This is a genomic window from Micromonospora sp. NPDC049799 (assembly GCF_040656655.1).
In the GTDB taxonomy this organism is placed as follows: domain Bacteria; phylum Actinomycetota; class Actinomycetes; order Mycobacteriales; family Micromonosporaceae; genus Micromonospora.
In genome coordinates this window covers 1-9,667 of record NZ_JBFAMU010000175.1, presented here as the reverse complement: position 1 = coordinate 9,667, position 9,667 = coordinate 1, and the positions used below count along the sequence as shown (strand labels likewise).

General features: G+C 71.5%; 13 protein-coding genes and 1 tRNA gene. 12 read left to right on the top strand and 2 right to left on the bottom strand.

Features of this window, described 5'->3' with window-relative positions:
- The 10 genes from AB0I76_RS15395 to AB0I76_RS15350 all read left to right on the top strand — a co-directional run.
- The coding region (locus AB0I76_RS15395; RefSeq protein WP_357034945.1) for a sensor domain-containing diguanylate cyclase at positions 1 to 894 on the top strand (894 nt) is incomplete at its 5' end.
- Positions 895 to 903: 9 nt separating this feature from the next.
- Entirely contained in the window at positions 904 to 1,860 is a 957-nt protein-coding gene (locus tag AB0I76_RS15390) for a UTP--glucose-1-phosphate uridylyltransferase (RefSeq protein ID WP_357034942.1), read from the top strand.
- Positions 1,857 to 3,170 (top strand): gephyrin-like molybdotransferase Glp, encoded by a 1,314-nt coding sequence (glp, locus tag AB0I76_RS15385; protein ID WP_357034939.1) that lies wholly within the window; start codon positions 1,857 to 1,859, stop codon positions 3,168 to 3,170. The genes AB0I76_RS15390 and glp overlap by 4 nt, the downstream gene beginning before the upstream one ends.
- Complete coding sequence (locus tag AB0I76_RS15380; protein ID WP_357034936.1) at positions 3,167 to 3,814, top strand: GNAT family protein; 648 nt, start codon at positions 3,167 to 3,169, stop codon at positions 3,812 to 3,814. Before glp ends, AB0I76_RS15380 begins: the two co-directional genes overlap by 4 nt.
- 178 nt (positions 3,815 to 3,992) lie before the next feature.
- Complete coding sequence (locus AB0I76_RS15375; protein ID WP_357034933.1) at positions 3,993 to 4,790, top strand: hypothetical protein; 798 nt, start codon at positions 3,993 to 3,995, stop codon at positions 4,788 to 4,790.
- A 220-nt stretch (positions 4,791 to 5,010) separates the two neighbouring features.
- Positions 5,011 to 5,084 (top strand) — tRNA-Ala (locus AB0I76_RS15370).
- 93 nt (positions 5,085 to 5,177) lie between these two features.
- Entirely contained in the window at positions 5,178 to 5,654 is a 477-nt protein-coding gene (locus tag AB0I76_RS15365) for a DUF4279 domain-containing protein (RefSeq protein WP_357034930.1), read from the top strand.
- A gap of 93 nt (positions 5,655 to 5,747) precedes the next feature.
- Positions 5,748 to 6,266 carry a hypothetical protein gene (locus AB0I76_RS15360; protein ID WP_357034948.1) on the top strand — a complete coding sequence of 173 codons (519 nt, stop codon included), beginning with the start codon at positions 5,748 to 5,750 and terminating at the stop codon, positions 6,264 to 6,266.
- A 495-nt stretch (positions 6,267 to 6,761) separates the two neighbouring features.
- Positions 6,762 to 7,529 carry a pentapeptide repeat-containing protein gene (locus AB0I76_RS15355; RefSeq protein ID WP_357034927.1) on the top strand — a complete coding sequence of 256 codons (768 nt, stop codon included), beginning with the start codon at positions 6,762 to 6,764 and terminating at the stop codon, positions 7,527 to 7,529.
- A 73-nt stretch (positions 7,530 to 7,602) separates the two neighbouring features.
- Complete coding sequence (locus AB0I76_RS15350) at positions 7,603 to 7,797, top strand: helix-hairpin-helix domain-containing protein (RefSeq protein WP_357034924.1); 195 nt, start codon at positions 7,603 to 7,605, stop codon at positions 7,795 to 7,797.
- An 18-nt stretch (positions 7,798 to 7,815) separates the two neighbouring features.
- Here AB0I76_RS15350 and lepB read toward each other — a convergent pair whose 3' ends face one another.
- Positions 7,816 to 8,313, bottom strand: coding sequence for a signal peptidase I (gene lepB / locus AB0I76_RS15345; RefSeq protein WP_357034921.1), 498 nt, complete (start codon positions 8,311 to 8,313; stop codon positions 7,816 to 7,818).
- A gap of 69 nt (positions 8,314 to 8,382) precedes the next feature.
- On the opposite strand from lepB, the gene AB0I76_RS15340 reads away from it, so the two are divergent.
- A complete protein-coding gene (locus AB0I76_RS15340; RefSeq protein WP_357034918.1) occupies positions 8,383 to 8,559 on the top strand; it encodes a hypothetical protein in 177 nt (58 codons plus the stop codon).
- 135 nt (positions 8,560 to 8,694) lie between these two features.
- Positions 8,695 to 9,180 carry a molybdenum cofactor biosysynthesis protein gene (locus AB0I76_RS15335; RefSeq protein ID WP_357034915.1) on the top strand — a complete coding sequence of 162 codons (486 nt, stop codon included), beginning with the start codon at positions 8,695 to 8,697 and terminating at the stop codon, positions 9,178 to 9,180.
- 6 nt (positions 9,181 to 9,186) lie between these two features.
- Here AB0I76_RS15335 and AB0I76_RS15330 read toward each other — a convergent pair.
- A partial coding sequence (locus AB0I76_RS15330) for a 4'-phosphopantetheinyl transferase superfamily protein (RefSeq protein WP_357034912.1) occupies positions 9,187 to 9,667 on the bottom strand: 481 nt, incomplete at its 5' end.

Genomic DNA, 9,667 nt, shown 5'->3' with positions numbered 1-9,667 from the left:
GTGGAGCCCGGTGCGGTGACAGCGGGGGAGCCGCCCTGCCGGACGTACGTCGCGGTGCCGTTCGCCGCCCCGGCCCCCGCCGACGGTCCGGAGCCGCCGGCCCGGGGGGACGGGACCGAGGCGGCGCCGGCCGGTGCGCTGGGCGTGCTGGCGCTCTACGACCGGCTCGGCGGGGACGAGTTCGACGACGACGACCTGATCACCCTGCGCACCTTCGCCGGGCACGCGGCGGTGGCGGTGGACAACGTCCGGGTGCACGAGGAGGCGCAGCGGTTGTCGCTGACCGATCCGCTGACCGGGCTGTGGAACTACCGCTACCTGCGCGAGTCGATCCGCCGCGAGGTGGAGCGGGCCAGCCGGTTCGGCCGGATGCTCAGCGTCCTCGCCCTCGACCTGGACCGCTTCAAGACCGTCAACGACACCCATGGCCACACGGCCGGCGACACCGTCCTGGCCGAGTTCGCCCGGCGTATCCGCGGCGAGATCCGCGAGGTCGACCTGGCGTTCCGGCAGGGCGGCGAGGAGTTCGTGCTGCTGCTGCCGGAGACCGACGCCCGGGGCGCGGTCATCGTCGCCGAGCGGCTCGGCGCGGTGGTCCGGGGCACCCCGATCACCGTGGACGCGCACGGCACGTCGCTGCCGGTGCGGGTCACCGTCTCCATCGGCATCGCCGTCTATCCGGACCACGCCGGCACCGGGCAGGAGGTGCTGGACGCGGCCGACGACGCGCTCTACGCCGCCAAGGCCGGCGGCCGGGACACCTGGCGGGTCGCGACCGTGCGGCACGCCGCCCCTCCGGTGCGGGAGATCCCGGTCCCCGGCTCGCCGTTTCCGGCCCCCGGCGGCGGCGCGTCTTCCGGTCCTCACCCGCCACGACAGAGCCGTGGCCGATAGTCTCGCGACATGTCGGAGCACTCAGCTAAGCCCTCAACGACGACCGCCGCATCCGGTCGTCCCCGCGCCGTCAAGGCCGTCATCCCCGCCGCCGGCCTGGCCACCCGCTTCCTGCCGGCCACGAAGGCGGTGCCCAAGGAGCTGCTTCCGGTGGTCGACCGGCCGGTCCTGCAGTACATCGTCGAGGAGGCCACCCAGGCCGGCATCGGCGACGTCCTGCTGATCACCGGGCGCGGCAAGACGTCGATGGTGGACCACTTCGACCGGCGCCCCGACCTGGAGGAGCGGCTCGCGAAGAAGCCCGAGATCCTCGCCGCGGTCAAGCGGACCGAGGAACTGGCCGCCATCTACACCTGCCGGCAGCCCGAGCAGCTCGGTCTGGGACACGCCGTCGGGTACGCGGAGTCGCACGTCGGCGACGCGCCCTTCGCGGTGCTGCTGGGCGACGAGTTCGTGAAGCCCTCCGAGCCGCTGCTGCCGGCCATGCTGGAGCTCCAGGCGCGCACCGGCGGCGTGGTGCTCGCCTTCTTCGAGGTGGACCCGGCCGAGACCAGCCGGTACGGCATCGCGTCGGTGGAGCCGGCGGAGGGCGAGCTGACCGACATCGGCGAGGTCGTCCGGGTGACCGGCATGGTGGAGAAGCCCCAGCCGGAGGACGCGCCGAGCAACCTCGCGGTCCTCGGCCGGTACGTGCTGCCCGCCGCCGTCTTCGACGCGATCCGTCGCACGAAGCCGGGCAGCGGCGGCGAGATCCAGTTGACCGACGCGATGGAGCTGCTGCGTAACGAGGGCACTCCGGTGCACGCGATCGTCTACCGGGGCACCCGCTACGACACCGGCATGCCGTTGGGCTACCTCCAGACCGTCGTGCAGATCGCCGCCGAGCGAGACGACCTGGGCGCCGAGTTCCGCAAGTGGCTGACCGAGTTCGTCAACACCGACGCGTCGGGCGTGACCGGTACATGACCGCGACGGCCGACGCCGAGGCGGCCGCGAACGAGTTGACGCCGCTCGCCGACTACCTGGGCAGTGTGCTGCGCAGGTTACGCGCGCTGCCGCCACTCGACCTCGACCTCACCCAGGCGCACGGGAACGTCCTCGCCGAGGATGTCGTGGCGCCGCACTCCTTCCCGGCCTTCGACCAGGCCGCCGTCGACGGGTACGCGGCCCGCTGGGAGGACATCTCCTCCGGCGGCCGGGGCGTGGGATACGTCCCGGCCCAGCCGGGTGGGCCGGGCGGGCGGGCCGTTCGGCTCAACGTGGTCGGTGACCTCGGCGCGGCGAGCTGGCGGCCGGTCCGGCTCACCCCCGGCGCCTGCTTCTCGGTGGCCGCCGGCGCGCCGCTGCCGATCACCGCCGACGTGGTGGTGCCCGTGGAGTGGACCGACCAGGGCATGGCCGCCGTCGAGATCCACCGTGTGCCCAAGCGCGGGTACGGCGTCCGCCGCGCCGGTGCCGAACTGCCCGCCGGCACGCTGCTCGCCCGCGCCGGCACGTACGTCTCCCCGGCCCTGGTCGCCGTCTTCGCCGCCACGGGCATCGGGCACGTGGTGGTCCGGCCCAGCCCCCGGGTGGTCATCGTGGCCACCGGGGACGAACTCGTCGACGTCGGCCGGGCCAGCCAGCCCGGCCAGGTGGTCGACGCCAACTCGCACGCGCTGACGGCCGCGGCGGCCGAGGTGGGCGCGCACGCGTACCGGGTGGGCATCTGCGACGACGACCCGGAGGGGCTGCGTGGGCTGCTGGAGGACCAGACCCTGCGCGCCGACCTGATCATCACCACCGGCGGCACCGGGACCGGGCCGGGGGACATGGTCCGCCGGATACTGTCCCGCCGCGAGGGCAGCCGGGCCGGCCCGGTCACCTTCACCGAGGTGGCGCTCTATCCCGGCACCGCGCTCGGCTTCGGCACGGTCGGCGCGGAGGAGGTGCCGGTGGTGTGCCTCCCCGGCGATCCGGGCGCCGCCCTGATCGGCTTCGAGGTGCTGGCCCGGCCGGCGATCAACCTGCTCGCCGGCGCGGAGCCGGTGTTCCGGCCCAGCGTCCGCGCGCACCTGCTGGAGACCGTCTCGTCCCCTGGCGGGCTCCGCGAGTTCCGCCCGGCGCACGTGGCCGAGCGGCGTGGCGGCGGCTACACCGTCCAGCCGCTCAGCGGCGGGCCGTTCACGCTCTCCGGGCTGGCGGAGGCGAACGGGCTGCTGGTGCTCGGCGAGCGGGTGACCACCGCCGCCGCCGGGTCCACGGTGGACGTCCTGCTCCTGGACCGGCGCCGGTGAGCTTCCTGCGGGGCCGGCCGCCCGGATGGCCGGTGGTGCTCTCCGACGGTGCGGTGGTGCTGCGGCCGTACCGACGCTCCGACGCCGCCGCGTGGTCGGAGATCCGCCGCGCCAACCGGGCGTGGCTGGCGCCGTGGGAGTCGACCCTGCCGGGCAGTTGGAGCGAGCTGAACTCGCCGGCCGCGTTCCGCTGGGTGTACCGGGACCAGCGCCGCTCGGCGCGTACCGGTGAGGGGATGCCCTTCGCCGTCTGCCTGCGCGAGCACGGGCGGGAACGGCTGGTCGGGCACCTCAACGTGGGTAGCATCGTCCGGCGGGCGTTCTGCTCCGGGTACGTGGGCTACTGGGTGGACTCCCGGGTCGCCGGGCGGGGCGTCATCCCGACCGCCATGGCGCTCGCCGTCGACCACGCCTTCGGGCCCGGCGGCCTGCACCGGATCGAGGTGAACATCCGGCCGGAGAACCGGCCGTCCCGCCGGGTGGTGGAGAAGCTGGGCTTCCGCGAGGAGGCGTACCACGTGCGCTACATGCACATCGACGGCGCCTGGCGCGACCACATCGGCTACGCGATGACCAGCGAAGAGGTCGCCGCCGAGGGCGGCCTGCTGGCCCGCTGGCACCGGGTGCGCGCGACCATCAGGTGAATCGTCCCACGCGTGACGATCGGCGCGGCGTGGCAGGATCCGGTGTGCCCGCCCGTAACCTCAAGTAACTGCAAGCTGCGGCAAGCGCTGCCTGACCGTACGATCCACGCGCCTCCGGGCGACGTGTGGAAGATCCTGCGGCCGGGCGGCGGTTGCCCCGAACTCGGTGACGGGAGGGGTGAGGGTGCCGACCTCGGTGCTCCTCGCCGTCCTCGCCGCCGCCGGTCTGCTCGCCCTCGCCCCGGCGCTGGTTCGTCGGTACGACGCCACCGAGCGACTGGCGGCGGAGCGGGCGCTGTCGACGGCGCGGGTGCTCCAGCGCCGCCGGCGGCGTCGTACTGTCCCGGGGCGCCAGCCCCTGCATCCGCCGCGTGCGCTCGTCGTCACCCTCAGTGAGGATCCCGTCACTGGGACTCTCGCTCCGCCGGTTTCCGCGCCGCCCGCGCAGGTGCGCCGCTCCGGCCGGCTCCGTGCCGTACCGCCCGCGCGCAACCGCTCGCGCCGGCGGCCACCGCCCCGTCGGCAGCACACCCCTGCCGTGTACCGCCGGCGTCGCGTCCTCGCCGCGCTTCTCCTGCTCAACGTCGTCGAGCTGGTCGGCGTGGCGGTGGTCGGCCCCGGATTCTGGATCGGCTTCGCGGTCACCGGCATGCTGCTCGTCGTGTACGTCGTACACCTGCGGTCGAGGGCCCTGGCGGACGGTCGGCGGCGGCGCGCGCACGCCCGGGAGGCGGCGTGGTTGGCCGCACGCCAGGCCGAGGTCCGGCGGGAGCAGGCCCGCCGGGCGGCGGCCCGCCGGGAGGCGCAGCGCCGCCTGGCGGCCCAGCGCGAGGCGGTACGCCGTGCCGCGATGGGCCTGGACCGCCCGGCCGACCTGCCGGCGGCGGCCAACGGGGGCTCGGTGTCCTACCGGCGGACCGGTGGCGGGCTGCGCGGGCGCCCCTACCAGTCCGGCCGGGGCTCCCACTCGGCCTGACGGTCGCTCTGTCTTATTTCTTGATCGACTCGGCTTCATTGATGTCGGGCTGTCCTGGTCGGTGGGATGCCACGACTTCAGTGATCCCGAGTGGATCTTGGGGTGCGACGGGGCGGCGGCGCGCCGAGGGCGATTCGCGGTGGAGGGGCGCGACCTGTTAGCCTTGTCGCCGGCCCGCCCGGTGAAAGCCGGGTGGGACCGATGCCGGTTCGCCGGCGGAGGGGCTGTGGCGCAGTCCGGTAGCGCACCTCGTTCGCATCGAGGGGGTCAGGGGTTCGAATCCCCTCAGCTCCACCCAAGGTAAAAGGCCGTTTCCCGTGGTGGGAGACGGCCTTTTTCGATCTTGTACAGCACCGCCGAGGGTACGTGCGCAGGTAGGGTCCCTCGGTGATCGTCTCGCAGTACGTGTACTTCGCGCTGAGCTCCGAGCGGGTTTCGGCCGCCGAGATCACAGGGAGGCTCGACATCGAAGCAGACGAGATTGCCGTTCGTGGCAGCCGCGTGGCCAGCCCGTCCAGGCCCGCCCGCCACCGGTGGAAGATCGCCTGCCGCAAGCCTGGGTTGACGGTGGACGAGCAGATCAACCGGATCGTGGATCGGCTCTTCGACCACGCGGAACGCATCGGCGAACTTGCCGCAGAGCTGGACGCCATCGATGGAGAGCCGGGCGCGAGCGTGCTGCAGGTCGTCCGTGTGTTCGAGCATCCGGACGGCGAGGAGGAGGACCTGACCAGCCCGTACGAGGGCTTGCAGAAGCTCTCTGGCCAGCACCAGTTGCTGGGCTGGCACATTGATGCCCGGGTGTTGCAGTTCCTCCGACTGACGCGAGCAGAGCTTGACGTGGACGAGTACGCCTACGGATGAGGCTGGATCGCGTGGCTGTTGTCCGATCTCGGCCTTCGTCAGCGGGTTGGCTGTTGGTTGCGGCTTCGCCCAGACTGCTGGGCTGTGGAGATCATGCCTGGAGTTGGCGTCGGCGGGGTGAAGATCGGTGACCACCGAGAAGAGGTGGAGCAGCGACTCGGCTCGCCGGCTCATCCCGGCCGAGACCAAAGGGCGGTCTACGCGTCGGACCCCATGCTGGTGGTCACGTACGACCGGGACGACAGAGTGGAGCTGGTTGAGGCCGCCTACAGCGGTCATCACGGCGGCGACGAGGTCTTCTTCAACGGTGTGCAGCTCACCTACAGGTTCATGGAGGACGTGGTGGCCGACCTCTCTGCGATGGGCCACCACGGGACGCCGTTCGACATCGGGTACGTGTTCGATCCGGGCTTCGCGATCTTTTCCATGTCGTCGCTGTGGGCGCTCGACCTGGACCCCAACGCCAGCGAGGACGACGAGCGGCAGATTGTCGAGGGCGTCTCGGTCGCACCCCCCGCGTACTTCAACTACGGACCGCCGGCCGACGCCACCGCTGAACAGCTGGAGGCGTGGTTGCGTGAGCAAGGCGTCCTTCCACCTGAGCCCGCATGACTGATCCACAGCCGCACGCCAAACGCGGGCCGACGCCGGCACCGTGCGGGCCATGAATCCGCCTGGACAACCACATCGTGTGGTGGGATGCTCCGGATCATGACAGACCATCGAAAGGTTCATGGGGCGTAAGCGTCCGGGCGCTCTGCGCGCCCTTGGCAGAGAGCCCGAGCAGGAGCGCGTGGACTGCACCCGCCTGCCGGTCATGCCGCCTCGGGTGGCCACGGAGCTTCGACTCCGTCGCTTGGATCGGTCGTTCGGCTCGGCATATCGATCGTGGCGATCATTTGTCTACAAGCCGGGCGGGTACAGCTCGGACAGCCGGTACTACGGGTGCTCCTGTTGCGGGCCGGACGAACCGCGCGACCGACTGGAGTGGGTCTTGGAGGAGATGCCCGCCTGGTCTCACGGTGCGCTGATCCGGCTCATCGCCCCCCTGGACCGCCAGTATCGGGCGATCACCTGGCCGGATCCGACCGCACCGCAGGACTGGCCGTGGTGGTGGCGACGGGTTCGCTGAAGCATGGCCAGCGACGCCTTGACCACGAGCAGGGCCGCCTCGGTTATGTTCGGCGGATGGCTGTCCGGGCGGGTAGTGGTGGTCGGTGGCGGGCACCGGTGAAACCGCGGCCTCCGTCGTCGTTGGGACTGGCCACCGAGGACCATGAGCTTGAGAACGAGGCCATGTTCCGCGGGCTGGGGTTCTTCGACCGTGACCTGTCGGGGCGGTCGGCGGAGGGCGTGGAATTCGCGCAGTGCCGTTTCCGGGGATCGGACCTGAGTGCCGCGCAGTTCGACGCGGCAGCGTTCACCGACTGCCTGTTCGAGAGCACGAACCTCGCGAACCTGCGAGCGGAGAAGTCGTCGATGACCCGTACGCGGCTGTCGGCCGTGCGGATGACCGGGATGCACTGGATCAACGGGGCGTTGCGCGATGTGACGATCTCGGATTGCCGGCTCGACCTGTCGTCGTTCCGCTTCTCCAAGTTCTCCAGCGTGCTGTTCGAGGGGTGCAATCTGACCCGGGCGGACTTCCAGAACGCGGACCTCAGCGGTGGCCGGTTCACCAACTGTGATCTGACCGGTGCGCAGTTCTCGCAGGCGACGATGGAGGGGACCCGGTTCGCCAACTGCGTCCTCCTGGGGATCGGTGGAGTGGCGAGCATGGGAGGCGCGGTGGTCGCCCATCAGGATCTCGTCGCCCTGTCCTACACCCTGGCCGGCGCGTTGAGGATCCGCATCGAGGACGCCGACGCGGAGTGAGAAAGCCGGCTGGAGCGAGGACGGCCGCTCAGCGGGTGCCAGCCGCACCGCGCCGAGGCTTAGCATCACGGGCATGAGCTCCGCCCTCGACACGTTGCCGAAGATCGGCGCGCCGGCGACGCGGGCGTTGAACAACGCCGGCTACACGACGCTGCGCCAGCTTGCCGGCGTGCCGCGCGCGGAGCTGGCCAGGCTGCACGGCGTGGGGCTCAAGGCACTCGGGATCATCCAGACCGCGCTGGAGGAGCACGACCTCAGTCTAGGTTAGGCCCGGCCGGCGGAACACTCACAGCTTGACGACGCCGATGACGTTCTCCACCGGCACCGCTCCGTTGTACGAGGAGTCGTTGGCCAGGCCCCGGTGGTCGCCGAGGAGGAAGACGTTCCCGGCCGGCACGGTGACGGGCTCGAAGACCGCTGGTGGGTCGTACTCCGTCTTCCTGGCGTAGGGCTCGTCCAGCGGCGTGCCGTTACGGATGACCCGATCCTGCGGATCGCAGCAACTGATGGTGTCCCCGGGGACCGCGAGCACCCGGAAGACCCACACCTCGTCCAACTCTCCGGAGGGCCACGTCTCCGGTGGGGTGAACACCACGACGTCACCGGTACGCGGCTGGTAGTTGCCGGGCTCCACCACCTCGGCGACGAAGGGGGAGCCTTCGCTGAGCGTCGGCTCCATCGAAGCCGACGACATCCGGTAGCGCTTGTCCGGACGGATCTCACCGACCGACCCACAGGCGGTCAGCGCGACGACGAGCCCGACCAGCATCACGATCTTTCGCACGGGCGGATCATGCCAGCCCACTGTCCGGCAATGCCGTCCCGATGGCGGCGGCTTCCTACACTCGCCGCCATGACCGCACCCCAGCTCTCCTGTCCGCTGTGTCGAGGCACGGAGTTCCAGCAGGAAGAGGCCCGCCAGGACAGCCGGTGGGGGTTCACGAGCCACCGCATGACCCTGATGATCTGCCGCCGTTGCCGGTACGTGCTGCACTTCTACGACCGTCACAGCATCTTCGACTTCGACTGAGCGGCCTTACCGCGCCGAGCAAGGGATCGCCAGCCCGAGCGGAGACTGAACCGCAGCGCCTCCCGCCTGTGGACAACGTGCGAGCTTGTCCACAGGCTGAGCCCGGATGTGCAGCTCACTCCCTAGACTCAACCGGTGCCCGAGATCGTCCAGCTGCTGGCCTCACCCGTCCACCGTCTCGTGGGCCGGCCGGCGGACGGCCCCGCCCCGGCCCCGCCGAACGAGCTGGTGGAGGCGATCAGCATCCGGGCCGGTCTCGGCGTCGTGGGTGACCGCTACTTCGGCAAGCCGGCGCACCGTGCCGCGAGCGTCACGATCATCGCGCGGGAGTCGCTGCCGCCCGGTGTCGACCTGGTACAGGTCCGCCGCAACATCCTGACCGTCGGCCTCGCTGTGGACGAGCTGGTCGGGTCGGTGTTGACCCTGGACTCGGGGGACGGCCCGGTGCGGCTGCGGGTCAACCGCCCGGCGAACCCGTGCGCCTGGATGGACGTCACCATCGGCCCTGGTGCGTTCAAGGCCCTGCGCCGCCGGGGCGGCGTCCGCTGCACACCGCTGGACGACGGCGTCCTGCGGGTGGGACCGGTCGCGGTGACCGTCGAGGAGGCCGGTCCGGCGTGACCGGGCTCAGCGGTGTCGGAGCACGGCGGCCGTGCGTACCAGCTCCGGCTCGATCGCGAACCGTCCGGTGATCACCGTGGGCGGGTCCGCGACCGGTGCCGCCGCGACCTTCGCCGGTGAGATCCGCGCGATGAAGGTCCCGGAGGACGGGTCCAGCTCCACCACCGCGTCGTGGAAGTCCAGCCAGCTGCCCACGATCGGATGCCAGACCTTGTAGACGGTCTCCTTCGCGCTGAACAGCACCACCGGCCAGGACACCCCGACGGGTAGCCGTGCACAGTGCTCCTCCTCCTGGGAGGAGCAGATCAACCGGCGTACCCCTGGGTCGAGCTCTTTGTGCCGCTCGGCGTCGATGCCGACGGACCGGACCTCCACGGCGCGGGCCACGGCGGCGGCGCAGTAGCCGCGGGTGTGGGTGATGGTGCCGACCACGCCGGCCGGCCAGGCCGGCGAGCGGTCGGGCGCCGACGTGACCGGCAGCGGCGGC

Coding starts and splice junctions, on each gene's coding strand:
- AB0I76_RS15390 (WP_357034942.1), top strand. CDS start 904: ATGTCGGAGCACTCAGCTAAGCCCTCAACGACGACCGCCGCATCCGGT.
- glp (WP_357034939.1), top strand. CDS start 1,857: ATGACCGCGACGGCCGACGCCGAGGCGGCCGCGAACGAGTTGACGCCG.
- AB0I76_RS15360 (WP_357034948.1), top strand. CDS start 5,748: ATGCCTGGAGTTGGCGTCGGCGGGGTGAAGATCGGTGACCACCGAGAA.
- AB0I76_RS15350 (WP_357034924.1), top strand. CDS start 7,603: ATGAGCTCCGCCCTCGACACGTTGCCGAAGATCGGCGCGCCGGCGACG.
- AB0I76_RS15340 (WP_357034918.1), top strand. CDS start 8,383: ATGACCGCACCCCAGCTCTCCTGTCCGCTGTGTCGAGGCACGGAGTTC.